General features: G+C 38.1%; 24 protein-coding genes, 1 pseudogene and 1 riboswitch. Of the genes and pseudogenes, 22 read left to right on the top strand and 3 right to left on the bottom strand.

Annotation, left to right across the window (positions count from 1 at the left end; all coding sequences use genetic code 11):
* The first annotated feature begins 53 nt into the window (after positions 1–53).
* The 4 genes and pseudogenes from rho to CJ191_RS04315 all read left to right on the top strand — a co-directional run bounded on the left by rho (position 54) and on the right by CJ191_RS04315 (position 2437).
* Positions 54–1349: a transcription termination factor Rho gene (rho, locus tag CJ191_RS04330; RefSeq protein ID WP_070468797.1), complete on the top strand. Its 1296-nt coding sequence runs from the start codon at positions 54–56 to the stop codon at positions 1347–1349.
* Positions 1350–1453: 104 nt separating this feature from the next.
* Complete coding sequence (locus CJ191_RS04325; RefSeq protein ID WP_070468798.1) at positions 1454–1717, top strand: type B 50S ribosomal protein L31; 264 nt, start codon at positions 1454–1456, stop codon at positions 1715–1717.
* Positions 1718–1782: 65 nt separating this feature from the next.
* Positions 1783–1935, top strand: a pseudogene (locus tag CJ191_RS04320) (aldo/keto reductase); the annotation flags it as partial.
* Between the two features lie 118 nt (positions 1936–2053).
* On the top strand, positions 2054–2437 hold the full coding sequence (locus CJ191_RS04315) for a RidA family protein (RefSeq protein WP_102199084.1): 384 nt from the start codon (positions 2054–2056) through the stop codon (positions 2435–2437).
* 146 nt (positions 2438–2583) lie between these two features.
* Here CJ191_RS04315 and CJ191_RS04310 read toward each other — a convergent pair whose 3' ends face one another.
* Entirely contained in the window at positions 2584–3048 is a 465-nt protein-coding gene (locus tag CJ191_RS04310) for a GNAT family N-acetyltransferase (RefSeq protein ID WP_070468800.1), read from the bottom strand.
* A gap of 292 nt (positions 3049–3340) precedes the next feature.
* On the opposite strand from CJ191_RS04310, the gene cysK reads away from it, so the two are divergent.
* The 3 genes from cysK (at position 3341) to CJ191_RS04295 (ending at position 6068) form a co-directional block, all read left to right on the top strand.
* Complete coding sequence (cysK, locus tag CJ191_RS04305) at positions 3341–4261, top strand: cysteine synthase A (protein WP_102199083.1); 921 nt, start codon at positions 3341–3343, stop codon at positions 4259–4261.
* Positions 4251–4814, top strand: a complete 564-nt coding sequence (gene epsC, locus CJ191_RS04300; RefSeq protein ID WP_102199082.1) for a serine O-acetyltransferase EpsC — start codon at positions 4251–4253, stop codon at positions 4812–4814. The genes cysK and epsC overlap by 11 nt, the downstream gene beginning before the upstream one ends.
* A gap of 549 nt (positions 4815–5363) precedes the next feature.
* Positions 5364–6068 carry a class A sortase gene (locus tag CJ191_RS04295; protein ID WP_070468803.1) on the top strand — a complete coding sequence of 235 codons (705 nt, stop codon included), beginning with the start codon at positions 5364–5366 and terminating at the stop codon, positions 6066–6068.
* A gap of 83 nt (positions 6069–6151) precedes the next feature.
* On the opposite strand, the gene CJ191_RS04290 is transcribed toward CJ191_RS04295, so the two are convergent.
* The gene (locus CJ191_RS04290; protein ID WP_102199081.1) at positions 6152–6856 is read right to left on the bottom strand and encodes an SMI1/KNR4 family protein; all 705 of its coding nucleotides are present in this window, start codon (positions 6854–6856) and stop codon (positions 6152–6154) included.
* Between the two features lie 187 nt (positions 6857–7043).
* Here CJ191_RS04290 and CJ191_RS04285 point away from each other — a divergent pair, with 187 nt between their 5' ends.
* The 12 genes from CJ191_RS04285 (at position 7044) to CJ191_RS04230 (ending at position 18637) form a co-directional block, all read left to right on the top strand.
* Positions 7044–7760 carry a hypothetical protein gene (locus CJ191_RS04285; protein WP_257994124.1) on the top strand — a complete coding sequence of 239 codons (717 nt, stop codon included), beginning with the start codon at positions 7044–7046 and terminating at the stop codon, positions 7758–7760.
* A gap of 37 nt (positions 7761–7797) precedes the next feature.
* The gene (locus CJ191_RS04280) at positions 7798–8850 is read left to right on the top strand and encodes a D-alanine--D-alanine ligase family protein (RefSeq protein ID WP_070468807.1); all 1053 of its coding nucleotides are present in this window, start codon (positions 7798–7800) and stop codon (positions 8848–8850) included.
* Positions 8851–8976: 126 nt separating this feature from the next.
* A complete protein-coding gene (locus tag CJ191_RS04275; RefSeq protein ID WP_102199079.1) occupies positions 8977–10380 on the top strand; it encodes a UDP-N-acetylmuramoyl-tripeptide--D-alanyl-D-alanine ligase in 1404 nt (467 codons plus the stop codon).
* Between the two features lie 256 nt (positions 10381–10636).
* Positions 10637–12142, top strand: a complete 1506-nt coding sequence (locus tag CJ191_RS04270) for a DEAD/DEAH box helicase (RefSeq protein ID WP_070468811.1) — start codon at positions 10637–10639, stop codon at positions 12140–12142.
* A gap of 243 nt (positions 12143–12385) precedes the next feature.
* Complete coding sequence (gene acpS, locus CJ191_RS04265) at positions 12386–12742, top strand: holo-ACP synthase (protein ID WP_070468813.1); 357 nt, start codon at positions 12386–12388, stop codon at positions 12740–12742.
* Positions 12743–13041: 299 nt separating this feature from the next.
* Positions 13042–14262, top strand: a complete 1221-nt coding sequence (locus tag CJ191_RS04260; RefSeq protein WP_070468815.1) for an ABC transporter ATP-binding protein — start codon at positions 13042–13044, stop codon at positions 14260–14262.
* Positions 14262–14912: an ABC transporter permease gene (locus tag CJ191_RS04255; RefSeq protein WP_070468817.1), complete on the top strand. Its 651-nt coding sequence runs from the start codon at positions 14262–14264 to the stop codon at positions 14910–14912. Before CJ191_RS04260 ends, CJ191_RS04255 begins: the two co-directional genes overlap by 1 nt.
* Positions 14896–15879: an osmoprotectant ABC transporter substrate-binding protein gene (locus CJ191_RS04250; protein WP_083272812.1), complete on the top strand. Its 984-nt coding sequence runs from the start codon at positions 14896–14898 to the stop codon at positions 15877–15879. The genes CJ191_RS04255 and CJ191_RS04250 overlap by 17 nt, the downstream gene beginning before the upstream one ends.
* On the top strand, positions 15879–16544 hold the full coding sequence (locus tag CJ191_RS04245) for an ABC transporter permease (RefSeq protein ID WP_070468820.1): 666 nt from the start codon (positions 15879–15881) through the stop codon (positions 16542–16544). The genes CJ191_RS04250 and CJ191_RS04245 overlap by 1 nt, the downstream gene beginning before the upstream one ends.
* Before the next feature lie 27 nt (positions 16545–16571).
* Positions 16572–17243: a DUF2179 domain-containing protein gene (locus CJ191_RS04240; RefSeq protein WP_102199078.1), complete on the top strand. Its 672-nt coding sequence runs from the start codon at positions 16572–16574 to the stop codon at positions 17241–17243.
* Positions 17244–17406: 163 nt separating this feature from the next.
* A riboswitch (PreQ1 riboswitch) is annotated at positions 17407–17451 on the top strand.
* Between the two features lie 5 nt (positions 17452–17456).
* Positions 17457–17951 (top strand): QueT transporter family protein, encoded by a 495-nt coding sequence (locus tag CJ191_RS04235; protein WP_070468824.1) that lies wholly within the window; start codon positions 17457–17459, stop codon positions 17949–17951.
* A gap of 86 nt (positions 17952–18037) precedes the next feature.
* Positions 18038–18637 (top strand): MBL fold metallo-hydrolase, encoded by a 600-nt coding sequence (locus CJ191_RS04230; RefSeq protein ID WP_070468826.1) that lies wholly within the window; start codon positions 18038–18040, stop codon positions 18635–18637.
* A gap of 73 nt (positions 18638–18710) precedes the next feature.
* On the opposite strand, the gene cbpA is transcribed toward CJ191_RS04230, so the two are convergent.
* Positions 18711–19358, bottom strand: coding sequence for a cyclic di-AMP binding protein CbpA (cbpA, locus tag CJ191_RS04225; RefSeq protein WP_070468828.1), 648 nt, complete (start codon positions 19356–19358; stop codon positions 18711–18713).
* A 250-nt stretch (positions 19359–19608) separates the two neighbouring features.
* Between cbpA and CJ191_RS04220 the strand changes: the two genes are divergently transcribed.
* The 3 genes from CJ191_RS04220 (at position 19609) to CJ191_RS04210 (ending at position 23837) form a co-directional block, all read left to right on the top strand.
* Positions 19609–21426, top strand: a complete 1818-nt coding sequence (locus tag CJ191_RS04220; RefSeq protein WP_070468830.1) for a glycoside hydrolase family 3 protein — start codon at positions 19609–19611, stop codon at positions 21424–21426.
* A 275-nt stretch (positions 21427–21701) separates the two neighbouring features.
* A complete protein-coding gene (locus CJ191_RS04215) occupies positions 21702–23051 on the top strand; it encodes a hemolysin family protein (protein WP_102199077.1) in 1350 nt (449 codons plus the stop codon).
* A gap of 84 nt (positions 23052–23135) precedes the next feature.
* Positions 23136–23837, top strand: coding sequence for an O-methyltransferase (locus CJ191_RS04210; RefSeq protein WP_180960932.1), 702 nt, complete (start codon positions 23136–23138; stop codon positions 23835–23837).
* Positions 23838–23986: the final 149 nt, after the last annotated feature.

Genomic DNA, 23986 nt, shown 5'->3' with positions numbered 1-23986 from the left:
GGTCGCCCTTTTCCAGAAATAAATGAAATATAAATAGAAATGAAGGTTTTTTTATGTCATCAAATGAGCAAGAACAAGTAAAGTTGCATAGTTTGCAGGCTATGACTTTGAAGGAAATCTACCAATATGCAAAGGCATATAAGGTGCCGTATTATAGTCAAATGAATAAGAAGGAATTAATTATGGCTGTCTTGCGCGCGCAAGAGGTGAGTCAAGGCTTTATGAATGTCGAGGGTGTGCTTGATATTACGGGGTCTGATTTTGGCTTTCTTCGCTCGATTAATTATTCGCCAAGTCAGGAAGATATATATATTTCGAATTCTCAGATTCGTCGGTTTGGTTTGCGGAATGGAGATTTGGTATCGGGTACGGCGCGTCCACCGAAGGCGAATGAGCGATATCTTGGTTTAATGCATGTGTATGCAGTGAATGGTAAAGATCCGGATGAAGCTAAGGAGCGTGCACATTTTCCTGCTTTGACGCCGGTGTACCCAAATGAACAGTTGCGGTTGGAGTCAACACCTGGACGTTTATCTGCCCGGATGATTGATTTGATTGCGCCAGTTGGTTACGGTCAGCGTGGTTTGATTGTAGCACCACCAAAGGCAGGTAAAACAGTCCTGATGAAAGAGATTGCCAACGGGATTACTGCGAATAATCCGGATGTTGAGTTGATTATGCTCTTAATTGATGAACGACCAGAAGAAGTGACAGATTTAGAGCGTTCGATTGATGGTGAAGTGGTATCATCTACTTTTGATCAACGGCCTGAAAATCATGTACGGGTTGCGGAATTAGTGTTAGAACGAGCGCGGCGATTGGTGGAAGATAAACGTGACGTAGTCATTTTAATGGATTCTATTACTCGTTTAGCACGAGCATATAACTTAGTCGAGAAGCCTAGTGGCCGAACTTTATCTGGAGGTATTGATCCAGCTGCCTTCTACAAGCCGAAGAAATTCTTTGGGTCAGCGCGTAATATTGAAGATGGTGGTTCGCTGACAATCCTAGCAACAGCTTTAGTGGATACTGGTTCACGGATGGACGATATGATTTATGAGGAATTTAAAGGAACAGGGAATGCGGAGATTCATCTATCTCGTGACCTAGCAGAGTCTCGCGTATTCCCAGCAGTCGATATTCGTCGTTCATCTACGCGTAAGGAAGAGTTGTTACATGATGAAGCAACCTTGAAAGTCTTATGGAAATTACGTCAAACGATGAAAGGCGATATGTTGGTATATACCAATGAAATGCTGAAAGAAATGAAGAAGACGGAGACGAATGACCAGTTTATTGACCGCCTTGATGTCTTTTTATCGAAAGGAAAAAATAAAAGTAAATCATAAATATCTACTTGAAAGTGATAGTACACTATGGTAGACTACTCGTGTTATGTTAAAAATAATCTCTGGGCTGCAGAAGTTCAGGGCGAAAAGGAGAGTATGTACAAATGAAACAAGAAATTCATCCAGATTACCATCCAGTAGTATTTATGGACACAAGTACAGGATACAAATTCTTATCTGGTTCAACAGTTAATTCTACTGAAACAATTGAGTGGGAAGATGGCAACACTTACCCATTGATCCGTGTTGAAACTTCATCAGACTCACATCCATTCTACACTGGACGTCAAAAATTCACACAAGCCGATGGACGTGTGGACCGTTTCAACAAAAAATACGGTTTCACAGACAACAACGCTGCAGAATAATAAAAAGACTGAATTTTTCAGTTTTCAGGAGTATCCGTGCTGGGTACTCTTTTTTTGCATGGGGAAAAGGTGTGGTTGCCTTAACTAAGTCTGTTCGTCCAGAACGTATGACAGAAAATATTGCTATCTATGACTTTAAATTGCACACTGAAGATATAGTTAAGATAGAAGCTTTAGATATGGAAGAATCTGCTTTCTTTGACCATGATGATCCTTGAACTGTTGACTGGTTAATTGGTCGGCATTAGTTTTACGATTTAGGCATCGACAATTTCCCTAATATAGTGAATAATGTATATAGAAGATTAAAATAAAATTAGAGGAGTTGTATTATCTATGTCAAAAAAAGCGATTGCAACTGAAAAGGCACCTGCAGCTTTAGGCCCATACTCTCAAGCTATTAGTGTGAATGGCACTGTTTATGTATCTGGGCAATTACCCATTGACCCAGCAACGGGTGAATTTGCGGCTACTGATATTCAAGGGCAAACCCGTCAATCATTAACCAATATTCAAGCTATTTTAGCGGAAGCAGGATTGGATATGTCTAATGTAGTAAAGACAACCGTTTTATTAGATAATATTGATGATTTTGCGGCGATGAATGAAGTCTATGCTGAATTCTTTACGGGTGTAACCCCTGCTCGTGCAGCTTTTGAAGTTGCGGCGATTCCTAAAGGGGCGCTTGTAGAGATTGAAGCAGTTGCCGTAGAAGATTAGTCACTATAATTTAGCTTAAAAAATTGAACTTAATCCATATAAGATTAGGGTAGCTTTCCGAGTGGAGGCTACTTTTTTTGATGACATGGATTCATTTTTTCCTAAAAGAAAACGACCTAACAAGTTTGTTAAGTCGTTGTGATTGTTTATAAAATATCTTCTAAAGTCGTTTTAAAAGTCTGCATGCCCATTTTTTTATAGAAAGATTTGGCTGAATCGTTAAAATCCCAAACGTTTAAGGTAATCCGACGACATCCGGTATCAGTGGCCAAGTCTTTTGTTGCTTGATAAAGTGCTTGGCCTACATGTTTTCCACGGGCATCTTGGTCAATACAGATATCATCGATGTATAAAGATTTCTCAGCTACTAGTATATTATCTTCTGTAGTTTCTTGGAAAATACCAAACATATATCCAAGTACATGGTTGTCTTCTACAGCGACTAAAATTGGTCGTTGTGGATTATCGATGATTGTTGCAACCTCTTCGTAAGTGTACTTAGTTCCTTTTTTTAGAATGTCCGGGCGGGCTTGGTGGTGGATTAAATTGACTTGTGCTAGTAATTTTAAAATGTCTGTAATATCTTGTTTTTGTGCGAATCGAATGTCCATAGCTACCTCCAATGTATATTGTATTTCCATCATACGCCTGAGTAAATGAAAATCAAAATGAATATGCGTATGTTTTGATAGATCAAACCAATCAAAATACTTCAATTATTCCTCATCGAAAATTGAGCAAAGCAATTGCTTATGGGGAGCGAAAAGGGTACTATTCGGATAGATAGTTGACTTGTCTTTCTGTTATAAAAAACTTGTAAGAGGCTCCTAAGAAATGCAGCATAATGTAGCGTGAAAGCAAGTAATCAAAAATGACGATGGTCTATATTTGGAGGGATTTTTTATGTTATTTGAAAATATTGTAGATGCGATTGGTTACACACCTTTAGTCAAAATTAATGGTTTAGATGAAAATTCGGCAGATATCTATGTCAAATTAGAGAAAAACAATCCATCTGGCTCTGTTAAAGATCGCCCAGTAAAGTATATTGTGCAAGATTTATTAGATTCAGGTAAAGTTGCCGTTGGCGGGACAATTGTGGAATCTACATCAGGGAATACTGGTGTGGGGTTAGCGATGGTTGGTGCAGCTTTAGGTATTCACGTTGTTATTGTGATGCCAGAATCAATGAGTATTGAACGTCGTCAATTGATCCAAGCTTATGGTGCGGAACTCGTGTTGACGGATAAATCAGGCGGTATGGCATTAGCAGGTGAGACAGCTGAGAAAATTGCGGCTGAACGTAACGGTGTGCTTTTTGGACAATTTACTAACGAAGCCAATGTGAAGGCTCACGAGGAAACGACTGCAAAAGAAATTTTAGCAGACTTACCAAATGTTGATGGCTTCGTTTCTGGTATTGGTACTGGTGGTACAGTTTCCGGTGTTGGTCATATCTTAAAAGAAAAAAATCCAGCTACCTTAATCTGGGGTGGAGAACCATCTGATTCACCGTTATTAACAGCAGGTAAGGCAGGAGCACATAAAATTCAAGGAATAGGTGCAAACTTTATTCCAGATGTCTTAGACCAATCAACCTTAGATAAGGTAGCGACCGTCTCAAATGAAGAAGCGATTGCTGCTGCTAAAGAATTAGCGAAAACACAAGGTATTTTTGCCGGCTTTTCATCAGGTGCTAACTACGTAGCTGCCAAAGCTTTAGCTAAAGAATTAGGTAAGGGTAAAGTAGTAGTGACGGTTTTCCCAGATTCTGGAGAACGTTATTTATCCACCGGCCAATTTGGTGATGGGCATGCTGAGTGATGAATTAAATGAAGCCCATCGTGACTTTGCACAATACATTTATGATCATGATCCTGCACCGCAGTCTATAGAAGAAGTCTTTCTTTATCCTGGTTTTCAGGCAGTCATTCGACATATCGCTGAACGAGAACTTTACTTACAAGAAGATTATTATGGTGCTCGAAAAATGGCAGAAGAAACCCGTAAAGATACGGGAATTGAAATTCATCCTGGAGCCCAAATTGGCGAAAATGTATTTATTGATCACGGTATGGGTGTTGTAATTGGTGAAACAGCAATAGTTGGCGACCGGGTAAAGTTATACCATGGGGTCACTTTGGGTGGTACTGGTAATGATAAAGGGGCTAAACGCCATCCAACCATTCAACATGATGCTGAAGTGGGGGCCAATGCGACTGTTTTAGGTAATGTGACAGTTGGACATCATGCAAAAGTAGGGGCTAATGCAGTCGTCATTCATGATGTCCCACCGTATGCCACCGCTGTTGGGGTACCAGCACGTATTATTTTACATGATAAAAACTGGAACCGAATCGGTGAGTATAGTATTTAGTTGTTGTTTTGAATTGTATCTCCCTAGAAATATCCAATATTTATAATCTGGGGATAAGATTCTGTATTTAATAGGTATTTCAACTGAAAACTACATTCATTTGCAATATAGCAGTTAAAATAAGGTGAGACAAAAGTCGTTTAGCATTGACGTACTGGACCATAAGGTGAATAATGCTGACTTTTGGAAGCCAATTATATACGTTCTTATATAGCATAGAGAGGCTGAGATATTTTTGTCCCAGCCTCTTTTTTTCCCTTTCTCTGTGGATTTGTGGATAACGTTGTGGGTAAATAGGTGATTATTGTGTAAAATCTGTGTAAATAAAATAGAGGTTATCAACAACCTGTGGGTAAACTAGATGAAATCGGTTGAAAACTTGATAAATTAGGGGGAGTTTTTATGAGTGCTGTGTATAACTTGGGTAAAAGTCAGATGCTGGTCTGTGGATTGAATTTATGACAAAGGGGGCGAATAGCGGTGTATAGGAAAATGTGTCATAATGAATTTAGAAAACAGTAAGTAAGATTTAGAAGTGGGTGTTAATTGATGAAAAAGCTAGGATTTCGCAGGATTTTAGGTCTGCTATTATTGCTAGTGGGGATTGTGATGATGGTATACCAGGCTTGGCCAATAGTACAAGTTTATTTAAATCAACGAGATGTAGCAGTGACTAATTATACGGCTGAAGAAATTCAGGACAACCAGGCGGACCAGTCGAATGGCCAGTTTGATTTTAATGAAGTTCGGAATGTGTCAGCAGCAGAAGTTAACCAGGTGCGCTCAGATATTGCATCAGGTGAAGCAGACTTAGATGTATTAGGTGCGGTCGCTATTCCAAATGCTAATTTAAATACTGCAGTAATTAAAGGAATGTCTGATGCGGCGATGGTTTCTGGTGCCGGCACAATGTTTCCAGATCAAGTAATGGGCCAAGGAAATTATACTTTGGCTAGCCATCATATAGGTTATGGCACCGATATCTTGTTGAATAATATTTCCGATTCAGTGACAGTTGGAGATAAAATTTATCTGAGTGATTTAACGAATGTTTACGTATATGATACTTTTTTTGTTGAAGCAGTGAATCCAGACCAAGTACAGTACATTTCTCAAGATATAACAGGGGACCCAATTATTACCTTGATGACTTGTACAGCTGATCTTACCCAACGGTGGATTGTTCAAGGAAACTTAATAGAAACGTGGGCTTTTGATGAGTCACCGGAAGATATTCAAGCTTTATTCCAATAAGTTTAATAAATAAGTATACATAGATAAAGAAAATGGCTAGCGCTTTAATTAGGCTAGCCGTTTTCTAATATATCGGTAGTACTTTATATCGATAAAATTGATTTATGACCTTGACTGTAGGTATTTAAGGCTGTTTGGAATTGATCAAAAGGCCTAGTGACAAAGTGAGCCAGCAAGTTTTGCCAATCATTTTGCCATTCCTGACCTAATAGTGGTCCGTAAAGTGCGAGTAGGTTGAAGATTTCCTCAAAGGATTGCGCATGTAGGATGGCAGCATTTACTCGGTGGTATGATACCAAAGTTGGTGCGGGTAATCCTAGGAATCGGTATTCAAACAGGTCTAAGAATGAAGCAAAGTCTGGCGCTAAGCTAATGGTTTGGCCTAAACCGACATCCATATAAGTGACGGCTGGTTCGCCCTTATCATTTAATTGGGCAAAATCAAAGTACGCGACCCGGTCGTGGTCTTCATAAAAGATAATACCTGTTTCCGGGACGTTAGAACGATGGATAAAGTCATTTTGCCGAGTGATACTTGGTAGCTGATAATCAGCGGTTGGTTTCTGCTCGTACATACCGGCGATAAAAGGAATGTAGACAGCGGTTAAAGCATCGCGACTAGGGCGTTTGCTGACGACATAACTATGAGAGGTATAACCCCCATTTTGTTGGTTGACCAGATTATGATAAGAAATTGGTAAATCTTCGACAGAAAACTGTTTATATATTGGTGATTTAGGTAAATAAGTGTAGAATTGTTTTTGCAATGGAGATGCAATCAAGTGCATGTTGAAAAGCCTCCTTAAAGATTTGACTATCAATCATTGGTATTTTAAAGCTTTTATGGGATGAAAGATAGTGTTTTGAAACGTAATTTGTTAAAATATTTACTGGAATAAGAGGTGCACAGCTGTGACAAATGATTATATATACATATTTACAAACCCAATCTCAAATCAGGTGCAATCATTGGGCGTGGGTTTAAAATATTTTACGCGTGCGGTAAATACCATACCAAATAACTTGTTACTCATCAAGAATCCTAATAATCTAGGTCGATTTGATGAGTTTACGCGTTTTCATATCGTGAGTGGACATGAGGCTGTGAAAGCTTTTATTGATGAACAAGCTAATGGAGCCCAGGTCCAGACTAAGTGGATTGATTTTAAATATGAATCCCTATTCCAGCAGCTGTCCGACCAAGAAATTGCGGAACTGTTATTTTTAGGCCATACGGATGCACCATTGAACCAGCCAACTTTTTATAAATTAGGGAATAGATTTACCTTCTTTGGTTCAACTTATCCGAATTCATATCCAACAACTAAAATGTACTACCGTGATATCCATGACTTTTTCAAACAACTCGGTTATGTATTGGCAGATAAAGTAATGGCAAACTTACAAGAGCAAAAGTCAATGTTTTTGTTCCGTAAGAAGACCGTAGTAAAAAAAGGCAAATCGGTACCTATACCAGCTAAGCCTATATTAAGCCATTTAGCTCGATTAAGCCATGATGGTATTATCATTACCTTTGAAGGATCTGACCGTGTTGGCCCCAACAACAGGGCATTTAGCGTATATTTAGCTGAGGACAATCCACGCTTTGTTGAAACAGACAAGACATCCAACTTATTATTAGGTAGACTCACTTACGATTTAACAACAGAAACTTGGGACTTCCAAGCGTAAATAAAAATACTAGAGACAATTGACGGAGGACATTTTCATGGAAATTATCGTTTTATTTGGTGGAAAAAGTGCGGAACATGATATTTCTATCTTAACAGCAACAGCCATCATGCAAAATATACAATATGATCGCCATACCGTTACACCGGTATACATTGATAGACAAGGTCACTGGTTTAAGGGTACAAGCATGACTGAAAAACCAGATGCTTCAGCAAACTTCCAACTAGACCAAGTTGGGCAAGCTATTGTACCCACAGATGTCTTGAAAGAAGGGGATGAGCAAATTGTTTTCCCTGCTTTACACGGCCCTAATGGTGAGGATGGTACAATTCAAGGCTTATTTGAAAGTTTAAATATCGCTTATGTAGGAGCAGGCGTTTTAGCTTCTGCAGCAGGGATGGATAAAATCGTATCAAAACACTTATTCAACCAAGCAGGCTTACCACAAGTACCATTTGTAGCTTTATCAGCTTATGATTGGGAAAAAGACCAAACTTTAGCTATTGAAAAAGTCACAAATGCCTTAGCTTATCCAGTCTTTGTTAAACCAGCAAATATGGGTTCAAGTGTTGGGGTATCTGAAGCCGTTGATGACGCGTCGTTACTAGCAGCTTTAACATTAGCCTTCCGTTATGACCGTCGCGTCCTAGTAGAAGCAAGTGTACAGAACCCACGTGAAGTAGAGTTGGCGGTCTTAGGTAATGACGAAATCTTTGTTTCAGTTCCAGGTGAATTAGCTAAGGGACAAGGTTTCTACAATTATGAAGAGAAATATTTAAACAATACAACTGAAATGTTAATTCCAGCAGCGATTGATGAGCCGACTGTTGCTAAATTACAAGACTTTGCGAGAAAAGCTTACTTAGCCCTAGATGGGTCAGGTTTATCGCGGGCGGACTTTTTCCTAACTGAATCTGGTGAAATTTATATTAACGAAGTGAATACTTTACCAGGATTTACGCAATTCTCTATGTACCCAGCTTTATGGGAAGCGAGTGGAAAATCTTATACGGATTTATTAGAAGAATTGATTCAATTAGGGTTAAGTCGCTATAATAAGAAGAAAAGTATTCAGCAGTCACTGTAGTCATTCTGATAGCATACCTTAAATAAGTCATCTAAATAGTCTAATGAAACATTGAAGAAAAGCAGCTATTGTAGCTAAGGCGCTGGAAGCAAGATTGAGCGACCTTTAGTAGTTAGAGAGGCAAGTATGAAACCCACACAAATTAAAGATATCGTAAAAGCCGTCGATGCAATTGATTTCACATCGACAGCTCGTTTGGCGGAAATTAATTCAGTAGAATTTGATTCGCGGTTAATTACCCCTGGGGCCCTATTCGTTCCCTTAAAAGGGGCGACTGACGGCCATTCTTATATTGATAAAGCCATTGAAAATGGGGCAGTTGCGGCCTTGTGGTCTAATGATCCAAGTGAAGCGCCGGCTGATTTTCCAATCATACAAGTAGAAGATACTCTTGTGGCTATGCAGGCATTTGCGAAAGCATATCTATCATGGATTAAGCCAAAAGTCGTTGGTATTACAGGGTCATCTGGTAAAACAACGACAAAAGATATGACCGCAGCTGCATTATCGGCAGCTTTAAAAGTGCACAAAACCAATGGTAACTATAACAATGATATTGGTCTACCAAAAACAATTTTAGATATGCCAGAAGATACAGATGTGATTGTTTTAGAGATGGGGATGTCTGCTGCTGGGGAAATTTCCTTTCTGAGTCAACTGGCAGAACCGGATGTGGCTGTGATTACCATGGTCGGTGAAAACCATATTGAATTTTTAGGTTCACGAGCAAATATTGCCAAAGCTAAGCTAGAAATTTTAGATGGCTTAAAAGAGGACGGTACATTCATCTATCCAGGTGAAGAACCTTTAATCGTGGATCAAATGCCTAAAGACTTACCACAGTCGACGTTGACGATTGGATTAAATGAAGGTCAAGACATTTTTGCTTTTGATGTGATGATGGACCAATTCCAAGCGACCTTTTATACCAATTTATCCCCAGAGTTAAAAATGGAGATTCCATTATCAGGTGGTTATAATGTTCAAAACGCCTTGTATGCCTTAGGTGTAGCCTATTCATTCGGTTTATCATTAGAGCAAGTGCGTCCTAACCTAGCGGATTTTTCGATTACAGCAGATCGGGGTTCATGGGAACGTGGTATTTTAGAAACACAGATATTAAACGATACATATAATGCGAGTCCTTCAGCTATGAAAGCCGTTATTCGTAACTTCTCTGCTATTGCCTCAAAAGGTATGTCACAAAAAATTCTTGTCTTGGGGGATATGTTGGAGTTAGGGACTTTCTCTGATGATTTACATAAAGAAATTGCAACTGTTATTGGTTTAAATACCTTCAAACATATCTTTTTATATGGTCCACGTATTCGACCACTAGTAGATGCGTTGATTGAAAAAGGCATCCACCCAGACTTGATTACTTACATTGAGTCAGATAAGCAAGCTTTGATTGAAGATATAAAAGCTATCTTACAACCGGAGGATAAAATTTTAGTGAAGGCAAGTAATGGTATGGGGTTAATTGAAGTAGTAGAAGCGTTAAAAATGCCTACACCAGAAGAGAACTAGCCTGTAACAGCTGGTATAACTTAAATTAAACTCTAGTGAGATTTGTGCTTTTTATTTGTACCACGCGTTTAGATGTGTTATAGTGATTTAGCTTGAGTATATTTAGAGGAGTAGTGGAGGTTCTACTACTGAAGTAATCAATATCAGTTGGAAATAGTCGAGCCTGATGCATTTGGCATACTCGGCTATTTTTGTTATGTGGAAAGCTTATTCACAGAGATAAATCGTTCACTCAAGTAGAAAAAGGAGAGACTAGATGAAATTTAATGAAATGAATCTATCAAAGCCACTGCTTCGCGCAATTGAAGATATGGGTTTTGAGGAAGCAACACCCATCCAAGCACAGACGATTCCGATGGGACTTGAGGGACAAGATATATTTGGACAAGCCCAAACAGGTACTGGTAAAACAGCCGCTTTTGGATTGCCATTATTAGAAAAAGTTCATGAAAATGGTGGCGTGCAAGCCTTAATTATTGAACCAACTCGTGAACTAGCTGTGCAAACAGGTGAAGAATTATACCGTCTTGGTAAATTCAAGGGTATCCATACCGCCACTGTATATGGGGGGGCGTCAATTGGACACCAGATTAAATTATTGAAAAAAAATCCACCAGTTGTGATTGGTACACCGGGTCGTATCTTAGATCTAATTAAGCGTGGTGTGTTGAAATTGAATGCTGTGGAAACTTTAGTATTAGATGAAGCAGATGAAATGTTGAAGATGGGCTTTGTTGAAGATATTGAATCCATTATTCGTGAATTACCAACAGCGCGTCAAACACTACTTTTCTCTGCAACAGTACCGCAAGAAATCAAACGGATTGCTGATAACTTCATGAAAGACCCCGTAACCGTTCATGTTAAAACAAAACAAATGACTGCGGACCTAATTGACCAGTACTACACTCGCTGTAAGGACTACGAAAAATTTGATTTATTAACACGTTTTATTGACGTACATAATCCTGAATTGTCAATCGTTTTCGCTCGTACAAAACGTCGCGTTGATGAAGTGGCACGTGGATTAATTGAACGTGGCTATTCAGCTGAAGGAATCCACGGTGACTTAAGTCAAGAAAAACGATTAGGGGTTTTACGAAACTTTAAAAATGGTAAATTAGATATCTTAGTAGCAACAGACGTTGCTGCACGTGGTTTAGACATATCAGGTGTAACACATGTTTACAACTTCGATATTCCACAAGATCCTGAATCATACGTTCACCGTATTGGTCGTACAGGTCGTGCTGGTAAGGAAGGTATGTCAGTAACATTTGTTACAGGCAATGAAATGTCATACCTACGTACAATTGAAAACTTAACCAAGAAACAAATGTCGCCCCTACGTCCACCTACAACCCAAGAAGCCTTCCGTGGACAATTAGCTAATGTGGTTGAAGTAGTAAAAGCGTTAACTGAAGTTGACAATACTGATATGTATCAAGATGCCATCACTTACTTGTCAGAAAATTACACTGAAGATGAAATTGCATTAGCTTTAGTACGTTCATTGGTGAAAGATCCTTCTTCTGTTAAAGTAGAAATCACCCCTGAACGTCCATTGCCAAACCGCAATAAGCGTAACTTCCACCGCAATGCGTCAAACCGTAAACACAATGGTGGAAATCGTGACCGTAATGGTAAAGGTGGCTACAAAGGTAACGCTAAAGATAAAAATCGTAACAATTATGACCGAAAAAAATCATACGGTGGTAATAAACAATCTAAAAGAAAATCAGCAGAATTTAAAATTCGTTAGTAAGGTGTGACGAAAGCCATTTAGACTTGTACCGCGCTGGAGCAAAAGCCGAATAAACACTGTAAGTGTTTAAAGTATTTTGTGAAGTATCGGCCAAGTCTGACTTTCGACCCAATCAAACAGGTGAGTGAGGTAAAGTACTTCATTTGCCTGTTTTTTTGCGTACGCATAAAGATGCAGATTTGAACTAAATACGTTAAAATATATATAAATAATATCGTAATAGATAATAGGGAGAGGCCCATGATTATTGGTTTAGGAACAGATTTAGTTGAAACAGCGCGGATTAAGGAGGCGATTGCCAACAATTCTCGTTTTTTGGGGAAATTACTAACAGAAAATGAATTGGCTGCTTACACTGATATTCACAATGAGAAACGACGAGTAGAATTTGTAGCTGGTCGTTGGGCGGCTAAAGAGGCGTTTGCCAAAGCTTATGGAACCGGTATTTCGAGTCAGTTGCATTTTCGTGATATTGAAGTTTCAAATAATGACCAGAGGAAACCGATTATTATTTGTGACAAAGTAGCTACGCCAGTACATATTACCATCAGTCACACTGACCATTACGCTACTGCAACGGTTATTATTGAGGATTAGTTTGAATAAGCGTGATTATCCCTATTAGCGTATGGTAAATATTGTAGCTATCAGTTTTCACGATTTTTACATTTAAAGTGTACAATTATTGTATATTCAAAAAATTAATTTTAGTCATAAAAAAGGCGAACAATTCCTTATAACTTATACATTGTTAATTGCCAAGTTAACTTCTTGAAAAAGCGGATTTGTCGCCTTTTTTGTTAAATAAACCGCTATAAATTTGGTCATTTTTTCAAATTTTGATAGAGTTATAAGAGACTTTTTCTATAAAAGGCAAAAATTAGGAGGACTAAGTGATGATAGAGTTCAAGAATGTCGAAAAGGTATATCCAGGGGGCACAACCGCTGTTAAAGACGCCTCTTTGACAATTGATGATGGTGAGTTTGTATGTTTTATTGGGACATCTGGTTCTGGTAAAACAACAGCACTTCGAATGATTAACCGCATGCATGATCCATCAGGAGGCGAAATTCTGATTGATGGAGAACCAACAACATCAAAAGATCCGGTAGCATTGCGGCGAGGTATTGGGTATGTAATCCAACAAACAGGATTAATGCCACACATGACTGTATATGACAACATCGTAACAGTACCTCGCTTACTAAAATGGGATGAAAAGAAAAATAGAGAAATTGCAGAACGCTTAATGGAACGCGTGGAGTTACCACTTGAGTATTTAGACCGTTATCCAAGTGAGCTATCAGGGGGGCAACAGCAACGTATTGGTGTCATTCGTGCCCTAGCTGCTAATCCAAAAATTGTTTTAATGGATGAGCCTTTTGGGGCTTTGGACCCAATTACACGTGATGCTTTACAAGAATTAGTAAAAGAACTACAAGTTGAATTTGGTTCAACTTTTGTGTTCGTAACGCACGATATGGATGAAGCTTTAAACTTAGCTGACCATATTGCAGTATGGCATGAAGGTGAACTAATCCAATATGATACGCCAGATGAAATCTTACGCAATCCAGCTAACGAACACGTACGTGGTTTCTTAGGTGAAGAACGCTTAATGCAAGCACAAACTGATTTCATTACAGTAAAAGAAATCATGTTAACAACACCATTAACTGCCACCTTGGGTATGTCTTTAGCCAAAGCAATTACAATCATGCGTGATAATCACGTCGATTCATTATTTGTCATCGATGATGATCACCATCTAAAAGGTCTATTGACCTTAAATGATGTGGCTTCACGGGCTGCAAATTCAAGTTTATCTGTTGCAGATGTGATGCATACGAAGATTCGTCCAGTATTTGAAGATGCTTTAGTGCAAGATACAACTACACAAATCCTAAAAGGTCGTATTCCTAACATGCCAGTGGTAGACCGTGAAGGCCATTTAACTGGACTGGTTACACGTTCAGCGTTAGTAAATCTTGTTTACAACTCAATTTGGGGTGACGAGGAAGAAATCGACAAGTTAACTGATGAACCCGTATTTGAAAATGCAGAAACAACAGCAGCTCACCCAATTGATGCGACTACTGAAGGAGCTGATAAATAATGCAAGAGTTTTTTGCCAGTCAAGGTAGTGAAGTCATTCGCTTACTCTGGGAGCATATTTATATGTCACTGATTTCTTTAGGTTTGGGTGTTATTGTGGCTGTACCTTTAGGTATCTTTCTTTCACAAGTACCAAAAGTAGCTAATGTAGTGATTTCTATTGTGTCAGTTTTACAAACAATTCCAACGTTAGCGCTTCTAGCTTTAATGATACCCTTCTTAGGCGTTGGTAAGGTGCCTGCAATTGTCGCCTTATTTATCTACTCGCTGTTACCGATTCTGCGTAATACTTACTTAGGGATGTCAAATGTAAATCCAGATCTACTAGATGCTGCTAGGGGAATGGGGTTGAAACGAATGCAAATTATTCGTCAAGTGCAACTACCACTTGCGGTACCAGTTATTATGGCAGGTATTCGTCTTTCGACGGTTTATGTTATTGCTTGGACAACACTTGCCTCATATATCGGTGGTGGCGGCCTAGGGGATATGATCTTTAACGGATTGAACCTATTTAGACCGGACTTAATTTTAGGTGGTACGATTCCTGTAACCATCCTTGCAATCGTTGTTGACCTAGTGATGGCGCGCATAGAGGAATGGGTTACACCGACAACCTCTTCTAAGAAAGGAGATGAATCACTTGCGTAAAATGAAATATCTTAAGACATCGATTGTTGCTGTCTTATCGACAATTATTTTAACAGCTTGTTCATTACCTGGACTAGGAGGATCATCTGAAAATGGGATTTCCATTGTTTCTGGATCAACAACTGAACGACAAATCTTAGGCTACATTGTTGAAGGGATGGTGGAACATTATACTGACGCACCGACGAACATCATTCCTAACTTAGGTTCATCAACAATGAACCATCAAGCGCTTGAAACAGGCGATGCCAATGTATCAGCAGTAAACTATACAGGGACATCACTAACGGGTGAACTAGGTTTGGAAGCTGAAACAGATCCTGAAGTTGCCTTAGATACGGTTGTATCAGAATTCGATTCTCAATTTGATATGAATTGGTACAAACAAGGTTATGGCTTTGCGAATACTTATGCCTTCATGGTTCGCCGTGAAGATGCAGAAGCGTACGGCTTAGAGACTGTGTCTGACTTAGAAGAATATGCGGATGAATTTTCAGTTGGGGTAGATAATACTTGGTTAAACCGTGAAGGTGATGGGTATGAAGCTTTCAAAGAAATCTATGGTTTTGATTTCCCAGAATTATACCCAATGACAATCGGGTTGGTTTATTCAGCAGTTTCTTCTGGTGAAGTAGATGTTGTTTTAGGTTATTCAACTGATGGCCGTATCATTTCTGAAGACTTGGTTGTACTTGAAGATGATAAACGACTTTTCCCACCTTATGATGGTGCGGCAGTTGTAACCAATGAAGCTAGAGCAGAATATCCTGAATTGGATGCTATTTTTGCTAAATTGGCTAATAAAATACCGAATGAAACAATGCAAGAGTTAAACTTCCAAAGTGACCAGTATTTATTAGAGCCTCAGATTGTTGCAGAACGCTTTTTAGAAGAGAACAACTATTTTGAAGATGAGGAACCATACTTGGAACCTATTTCCAAAACGCAATTAGGAGGTGAAGAATAATGGTAGATGTGACACAATTGAATTTACTTGAACAGATTGGGTATTATTTCCAGCAAAATGGGATGTATCTATTATCACAATTCTTCCGCCAACTACTTATGACTTCTTACGGGGTAGTGTTTGCGATCATTGTGGCAGTACCGTTAGGCTTCTTTATTGCACACAAGCGTAAAACATCAGCCTTTGTTTTAGGGTTAGCGAATATTATCCAAACAATACCTAACTTGGCTTTACTATCCGTAGTAATGTTGGTGATGGGGCTAGGACCTAACTTGGTTGTATTTACCATTTTCTTATATTCAATCTTACCAATTCTGAGAAATACTTATACGGGTGTTATCAGTGTAGATGATACAATGGTAGATGTTGGTAAAGGGATGGGAATGACCCCTTGGCAAGTGATTTATAAAGTTGAATTGCCACTAGCGCTTTCAGTGATTATGGGTGGTATCCGTAATGCCTTTATTACAGGTATCGGGATTTCTACAATCGGTACTTTCGTTGGTGCCGGTGGACTTGGTGACGTATTGCAACGTGGTGTAAATGCTTCAGATGGTACTTCTATTATCATCGCAGCTGTTATCCCAATTTCACTGATGTCAATCCTAGCTGACTGGTTGTTAGGTATAATTGAAAAACGATTAGACCCTTCATCAACCAAATAATCTAGCAACAAATGAAAGGATGAGTTAATGGATTGGGGTTTATTACTGCAAATCCTTCTCATCAACTTGATATATATCATGTTGAATACCATACGAACCCTATTAGCCATACGTGGTTATCAAAAAATTGCGCCGGCAATAGCTGTTATAGAGGTGACGATTTATACTCTAGGACTATCTATGGTAATGCAATATTTATCTAATCCGATTTACCTAATAGCTTATGCCTTAGGTTTCGGTGTTGGCATATATTGTGGAATGATAATTGAAAACAAACTCGCCTTGGGTTATTCAGTTGTCGAAGTTTATGTGCAAAATGATGACCATACCTTAGCTAGCGCTTTACGTGAACGTGGTTATGGTGTTACCATCCAAGTGGGTTACGGTCGTGATGGTGATCGGTTGATCTTAACGATTCTAACGCCTAGATCAAATGAAGTATATTTGCACCGGACAATCGAGGAAATTGATCCCAAAGCATTCTACCTATCTTATGATGCCAAATATATCCATGGTGGATTCTGGTCTAAACGTGTGAATCCACGTTTAATTAAACGATCAAAAGTGAAAGACCAACAAACCGATAATATTGTGGTTGAAGAAGTAGAATCAAAAGAGGCATATGTAGAGGAAACAGGTTACTTATTCGATGAAGCGGTCAACGAAGAAACAAAGGACCCAACATCAAGTGAAGAGTAACCAATATAAAAGCAGTGCTTGCCATCAAGTCAGCGCTGCTTTTTTGGTTTAAACTGAACATTTAATAACACTGCGATATCAGCTTAATCATTTTGTTCCTTTAATAGACACTTTTTTTAAAATCATATTTTTCTTGAGTTATCCTTTGTTTTACGGTATTTTTATAACTGTTGTTCGCAACCATCCAACAAAAAAAAACTAGGAGGCATTTATATGAAAACGAAAAAATTGGTGAATTCAGCCATGATTACAGCTGTTTATATTGTCTTGATGTATTTTGTCCAGCCTTTGGGATTTGGTGCCATCCAATTCCGCATATCGGAAGGCTTAAACCACTTAGCTGTTTTCCATAAAGACTATAAATGGGGAGTTGTCATTGGCGTATTTCTTTCTAACTTACTATTTTCAGCGAGTCTAGGGATTTATGATATCGTATTTGGTACACTACATACCTTATTATCATTCTTAGTGGCAGAGTACCTATTCCGCTTTGCGAAAGATACTAAGCAACGTATGGTCATCATTAGTCTCGTATTCTCAGTGATGATCTTCATTATAGCTTTCGAATTATTTTGGGTGATTCATCTCCCATTCTGGTTCACTTACTTGACTACTTTCCTAAGTGAAATCATCATTATGGGTATTACTGCCCCATTGTTCTATTACCTAGACAAGCGCTTAAATTTCCACAAGTTGATGGAAGGATAATGCCTTGTTCTTTTAGTTCATGATTGCTAAAATATGCGGGAAAAGATATATGATAACCGTCTAATAAAGGTGGAGGGATAACGCACATGCATGTATATCAATTAACAGTTGGACCTATCCAAGAACATCCTTACTTTATTGTTAAAGACAACAAGGATACGCTGATTATTGATCCCGGTGATCAAGCAGATACAATTGAAAAATTTATCGTTGACAACCAGTTACATCCAGTAGCTATCCTATTGACGCATGCCCATTTCGACCACATCGGTGCCGTAGAAGCGATTCGCGAGCGGTATAATATCGACGTATGGCAGCATATCATCGAAGCCGACTGGTTGAAAGACAAGCAAACCCGTATTCCTAAAACCCGTACCCATTATTGGGACAAAATGGGTGAACACTCTGTGGCTGGCTTCACTTTTAAAACTGCCCACGTACCGGGGCATTCCCCAGGTTCCGTAGTTTATATTTTTGCCGAGGACGGATTTGTCATTGCTGGGGATACTTTATTTAAGGGTACCATTGGTCGAACTGATTTGGCCCACGGTGACCAAGACACATTAATTACTGGTATCAAGCGGCATTTATTAACCCTACCGGATGAAACGCAAGTTCTTCCGGGACATGGTGAGATTACTACAATTGGCCAGGAAAAAGCGACCAATGCATTTTTGCAAACATAAAAGTAAATTAAAACCTAGTCCAATGACTGCTTAACAACAGTCAAAGGGCTAGGCTTTTTTTGTATATTCCTATTTAACTTAAGGCAATCGATTTTGTATTACCTACTGAAAGGATCTTGTAGTTCTTTCGTTCAATCCTTGTAATAATTTTCTCAAGTGATTGGTGAGAACAGTCACCTTTTAATGAAATAATGATGTTGGATAGATCAGTTTTAGGATCAACGGTTGTAACAACCGTATTGATAGATGCAAAACGACCGATAATTCGTGATATTACTGCTAGTGCACCTTGATCTTCCTGGTTTGCTTCAATAGTTAAAACAAAACCATCTTCATCCAGTGACCATGCCTTGAATAAACCACGTTCAAACGCTCGGTGGGTTAGGATGCCATAAAAGGTATGGTCTTCATTCAAGACACTAATATAAGGTAGGTCTCGAATAGCAAAAATTGTTTGAAAAAGGGTTGAATTGGTATAGATGTATTTTGTCGCATTTTTTAGGTGATGGGTAACCGATACATCTAAAGACTCACCATTTAATAGTCGTTTATAAATGTGTTGTCGATAAATGTTTCCGCGATACATCGTTCCGGACTGACTTAAGATGGGTAAGGACCGAAAATTATTTTCTTTCATAATGTCTAAAGCTTCTTGTAAAGTATTCGCCTCGGTGACATATTTAACGTCCTCACGCTTAATACTTAATTCGCGGATGTTCATATGTATGACCTCGCTCTTTCATTGTATTCATAACTTATTATATCATAAAAATGACAAAATCATGCTAAAGATTATAATAAGGTTAAAACATTGCAAAAAATGCTAAAAATATTAAATAAAATAAACAAAAAACGATAAAAGGGGTTACATTTATTGAAATTATTGCTATAATGTTTTTGTTGATAAATATTTGTAAGCGTTTATAAGTGTTAAGTAAGCGTTTACTTCATTTGAAAGGGGAATATTTCACATGGCTAAAGTTGATTTAACAAAACAACCCTATAATTTAGATGCAGAAGCTGTCAAATGGGTTGAAGATACAATCGCTAATATGACAATTGACGAAAAAATTGGACAATTATTCTTCAATATGGGTGCGAGTACTGAACCTGAATATTTAAAAGATGTATTAGATACTTACCACATTTCAGGGGTTCGTTACAACAAATCTAACGCAGATACTGTTTACGAACAAAATAAAGTATTGCAAGGCCACTCTAAGTATCCGGTATTAATTGCAGCGAACACTGAAGCTGGTGGTGATGGTGCCGCTAATGACGGGACTTATATCGGTCATGAAGTGAAAATTGCGGCTACTAATGACTCTAAATACGCTTATGAAATGGGGCGTATTGCTGGTGTTGAAGCTGCTGCAATCGGATGTAACATGTCATTTGCACCAATCGTAGATATTAGTGAAAACTGGAGAAACCCAATTATCTCAGTACGTACTTGGTCAAACGACACAGAAAAAGTTTTAGAAAACTCATTAGCATACTTAAAAGGTATCTCAGAAGCAGGTATCCTTGCGACTGCGAAACACTTCCCTGGTGATGGTAACGACGAACGTGACCACCATTTATCATTTGCAACAAACCACTCAACACTAGAAGAATGGTTTGCATCATATGGTAAAGTTTATAAAGGATTAATCGACGCAGGTTTACCGGCAATCATGGCTGGACACATCGGTTTACCTTCATATGTAGAAAAAGTAAATCCATCAGCTTCATTATCTGAGAAAAATTTACCAGCTACATTATCACGTGAGTTATTAACTGACTTATTAAAAGGTGAGTTAGACTTTAATGGTGCAGTAATTACGGATGCTTCACACATGGTTGCATTCACAAGTGCGCTAAAACGTGAAGATGCATTACCTACTGCTATTGCAGCTGGTTGTGATATGTTCTTATTCTTCAACGATCCAGATGAAGACTTTGCATGGATGAAAGCTGGTTATGAAAATGGTACAATCACCGATGAACGCCTAAATGATGCAATTTCTCGTACATTAGGTTTACGTGCTAAATTAGGCTTACACAAAGTTGATCGTACTCAAATCTTAGCACCTAAAGAAGAAGCCTTAGCTAAGATTGGTACAGACGAACACAAAGAAATGGCTCGTGAAGTTGCAGACCAAGCGATTACTTTAGTTAAAAATGAACAACCAGATATATTCCCAGTAACTCCTGAACGCTATAAGTCTGTGTTATTAGTACTTAACGAAGGTGTTAAAGGCGGATTCGGTGCGATGATTGCTTCTAAAGAGTCTCCAGTAGATATTATGAAAGCTAAAATGGAAGAACGTGGCTTTAACGTAACGATTTGGGAATCAACAGAAGAGCGTATTATGAAGTTACCTGAAGCTGAACGTGCAGCAGCGATTGCAAACGTTTATGCTCAAAAACAACCAATTGCTCAATTAACAGACCAATATGATCTAGTGATCAACTTGGCTAAGATTGCTGCAGGTACGGTACAACGTGTTGCATGGCCAGCATCTAAAGGTACACCGGATATTCCATTCTACGTAAACGAAATTCCTACAATTTATGTATCAGTGAATCATCCATTTGCATTGGCAGATGTGCCTCAAGTACAAACTTACATCAACGCTTACGACGATAAAGAATTCAATATTGAAATCTTAGTCGACAAATTAGCTCAAGGACCTGAAGCATTCAAAGGCGTTGACCCAGTTGATTCGTTTACAGGCTTTGAAGATACACGTTATTCTTCAGCTGACGTATATGCTAATCGTATCAACCCAGCTAAAACTAAATAATCAAACGATTCTTTAAAATGTTTAAGACCTCGTATGCGTGCGAGGTCTTTTTAGTCATCTGAACAAATTCGCTTACTTCATGAATTTACTAGTAAAAAGCTGAATAAGAAGAGCTGGCCAATTAAAATTTTTATCAAAAAAAAAACTATAAAGAGTCGATGAATACACCAATTTTTAGTAATACTTATAAGGCAAATCTTGCCTTTTAAACCCTATGGTTGTATACTAAAATTAGCTTATTATACTTGTATATAAGAAGGAGAGAATTCGATATTATGGGAGATCCTGGGGCCTCAAACGTAGGTGGACAGATACTATTAATTATTATTTTAACATTGGTGAATGCTTTTTTAGCAGGGGCTGAAATGGCATTTGTTTCCGTGAACCATTCAAAACTAGAAACTATGGCGGAAGAAGGAGATATTAAATCTCAGAAGGTATTAAAACTTCTTGAAAATTCTGATGATTTCTTATCCACTATTCAAGTAGGGATTACTTTTGCAGGTTTCTTCTCATCTGCATCAGCATCCACTACCTTCGTTTCGTATTTACTACCTTACTTAACTGATATCCCTGCAGGGGAAACGATTGCTACTGCAACAGTAACATTAATTTTGTCATACTTTACATTAGTATTAGGTGAGTTATATCCGAAACAATTAGCCTTACAAGTACCTGAATCATATGCTAGACAGTCAGCAGGCATTATTTCCATGTTAAAAACTTTCTTCAAACCGTTTGTCTGGTTACTGACAGCATCAACAAATATACTGAAGAAGATCACACCACTCGAATTTTCTGCGGATAGTCAACAATTTACACGCGAAGAAATTCAAGGAATTATTAATTCCTCACGTCGTGAAGGGGTTATTGATAGTGACGAGTTTCAAATGATGCAAGGTGTATTATCTTTAGATACTAAATTAGCTAGAGAAGTGATGACACCTCGTACAGATACATTTATGGTGGATATTGAAGATGATAGTCAAGAAATCGTAAACGACATATTAAGCTCGCAGTATTCACGGGTACCAGTGTTTAGAGATGATAAAGATGATATTATAGGAATTATTCATACAAAGGATATTTTGCGTGAAGCACGCAAAGTTGGTTTCGAAAATATTGAAATAAATAACGTTGTTAAACCAGCATTTTTTGCACCTGAAACAAGTTTTATAGATGATTTATTGTTCGATTTTAAGAAAAATCATCAACATTTAGCGATCATCAAAGATGAATATAATGGTGTGGTAGGGTTAGTAACGCTTGAAGATTTGATCGAAGAGATTGTCGGGGATATCGAAGATGAGTACGATGAAATTTCCCATCTTTATAAACGTATTAACGATACAACCTATATTATCAATGGTATTATGCCGATTGATAAATTTAACCAGTTATTTAAAACAGGGGTAGAATCTGATGAATCAGATACCATCGCAGGTTATATGATTGAAATTTTAGGATATTTTCCTGAAGACCGAGCAGAGGAAGTTATTCGAATAGAAAATTATAAGCTAATGACTACTGCTGTTGAGAATGGTAGAATCCGTGGTATTCAAGTTAAAAGAATGGAAGCTGATGAATTAACAGAAGATGGAGTAGTCGAAGAAGAAAATAAATAGCACTTTGAAGTTCGGAATTTTTCCGGACTTTTTTCAACTAAAGGAGTAAATATGACAGAAACAAATAACACAAAAGAAAAAGTTATTCAAAATGAAATGATGGACAGACCAGTTGTAGAAGCGGGCGTATTAAATTTTATGCGTACCAGACAAAGTGAATTTCCAGCACCATTAAAGGCTTTAGAAGATTATGCTCATGAAAATCGGGTTCCTGTTATCCCACACGAAACTGCTGTATTTTTAGACTTTCTATTAAGTATCAAACAACCAAAGAAAATTTTAGAAATTGGTATGGCGATTGGTTTCTCGGGATCATTAATGGTTTACGGTCATCCAGAGCGGACATTAGATACTATTGATCGTTATGATAAAATGATAGAAGCGGCCAAGCTAAACTTTAAGAAATTAGGTGTAGCGGATCGAGTGACGATTCATGAGGGCGATGCGAAAGATGTATTACCTTCTTTAACAGATACATATGATTTTGCACTGTTAGACTCAGCAAAAGCAAAATACTTTGATTTCTTTCCATTGATCATGGATCGCCTTGAAGTAGGTGGTATTTTGATGATTGATGATATATTCCAGGGGGGAACTGTCTTTAATGAGTTGGATACGATTCGTAAACGTGTGCGAAAAATCCATAAAAAATTGAATTTGTTATTAGAGGAAATTGTGGGACATCCTAATCTGAAGACTTCTGTCTTACCATTAGGGGATGGTGTATTACTGGTAGAGAAGATTGATGAAACAGATTTTTCATATTTACTTGAGAAAAATTTCTAGTAACGTGTAGGACAAAGACTAAGTCATGAAGATTATCTTGGCTCTACAATATATAGGACTGATGACTAAAAAAGTCATTGGTCCAATTTTTTTCGCAAAAAACGAGGATTCCATTATCATTAAGTTAACGACAACTAATAGATAGGAGA

It is taken from the genome of Aerococcus viridans (assembly GCF_002871935.1).
GTDB classification, from domain to species: Bacteria; Bacillota; Bacilli; order Lactobacillales; family Aerococcaceae; genus Aerococcus; species Aerococcus viridans_B.
This window is presented reverse-complemented; position numbering and strand designations above follow the sequence as displayed.

Coding starts and splice junctions, on each gene's coding strand:
- rho (WP_070468797.1), top strand. CDS start 54: ATGTCATCAAATGAGCAAGAACAAGTAAAGTTGCATAGTTTGCAGGCT.
- CJ191_RS04325 (WP_070468798.1), top strand. CDS start 1,454: ATGAAACAAGAAATTCATCCAGATTACCATCCAGTAGTATTTATGGAC.
- CJ191_RS04315 (WP_102199084.1), top strand. CDS start 2,054: ATGTCAAAAAAAGCGATTGCAACTGAAAAGGCACCTGCAGCTTTAGGC.
- CJ191_RS04310 (WP_070468800.1), bottom strand. CDS start 3,048: ATGGACATTCGATTCGCACAAAAACAAGATATTACAGACATTTTAAAA.
- cysK (WP_102199083.1), top strand. CDS start 3,341: ATGTTATTTGAAAATATTGTAGATGCGATTGGTTACACACCTTTAGTC.
- epsC (WP_102199082.1), top strand. CDS start 4,251: ATGCTGAGTGATGAATTAAATGAAGCCCATCGTGACTTTGCACAATAC.
- CJ191_RS04295 (WP_070468803.1), top strand. CDS start 5,364: ATGAAAAAGCTAGGATTTCGCAGGATTTTAGGTCTGCTATTATTGCTA.
- CJ191_RS04290 (WP_102199081.1), bottom strand. CDS start 6,856: ATGCACTTGATTGCATCTCCATTGCAAAAACAATTCTACACTTATTTA.
- CJ191_RS04280 (WP_070468807.1), top strand. CDS start 7,798: ATGGAAATTATCGTTTTATTTGGTGGAAAAAGTGCGGAACATGATATT.
- CJ191_RS04275 (WP_102199079.1), top strand. CDS start 8,977: ATGAAACCCACACAAATTAAAGATATCGTAAAAGCCGTCGATGCAATT.
- CJ191_RS04270 (WP_070468811.1), top strand. CDS start 10,637: ATGAAATTTAATGAAATGAATCTATCAAAGCCACTGCTTCGCGCAATT.
- acpS (WP_070468813.1), top strand. CDS start 12,386: ATGATTATTGGTTTAGGAACAGATTTAGTTGAAACAGCGCGGATTAAG.
- CJ191_RS04260 (WP_070468815.1), top strand. CDS start 13,042: ATGATAGAGTTCAAGAATGTCGAAAAGGTATATCCAGGGGGCACAACC.
- CJ191_RS04255 (WP_070468817.1), top strand. CDS start 14,262: ATGCAAGAGTTTTTTGCCAGTCAAGGTAGTGAAGTCATTCGCTTACTC.
- CJ191_RS04250 (WP_083272812.1), top strand. CDS start 14,896: ATGAATCACTTGCGTAAAATGAAATATCTTAAGACATCGATTGTTGCT.
- CJ191_RS04245 (WP_070468820.1), top strand. CDS start 15,879: ATGGTAGATGTGACACAATTGAATTTACTTGAACAGATTGGGTATTAT.
- CJ191_RS04240 (WP_102199078.1), top strand. CDS start 16,572: ATGGATTGGGGTTTATTACTGCAAATCCTTCTCATCAACTTGATATAT.
- CJ191_RS04235 (WP_070468824.1), top strand. CDS start 17,457: ATGAAAACGAAAAAATTGGTGAATTCAGCCATGATTACAGCTGTTTAT.
- CJ191_RS04230 (WP_070468826.1), top strand. CDS start 18,038: ATGCATGTATATCAATTAACAGTTGGACCTATCCAAGAACATCCTTAC.
- cbpA (WP_070468828.1), bottom strand. CDS start 19,358: ATGAACATCCGCGAATTAAGTATTAAGCGTGAGGACGTTAAATATGTC.
- CJ191_RS04220 (WP_070468830.1), top strand. CDS start 19,609: ATGGCTAAAGTTGATTTAACAAAACAACCCTATAATTTAGATGCAGAA.
- CJ191_RS04215 (WP_102199077.1), top strand. CDS start 21,702: ATGGGAGATCCTGGGGCCTCAAACGTAGGTGGACAGATACTATTAATT.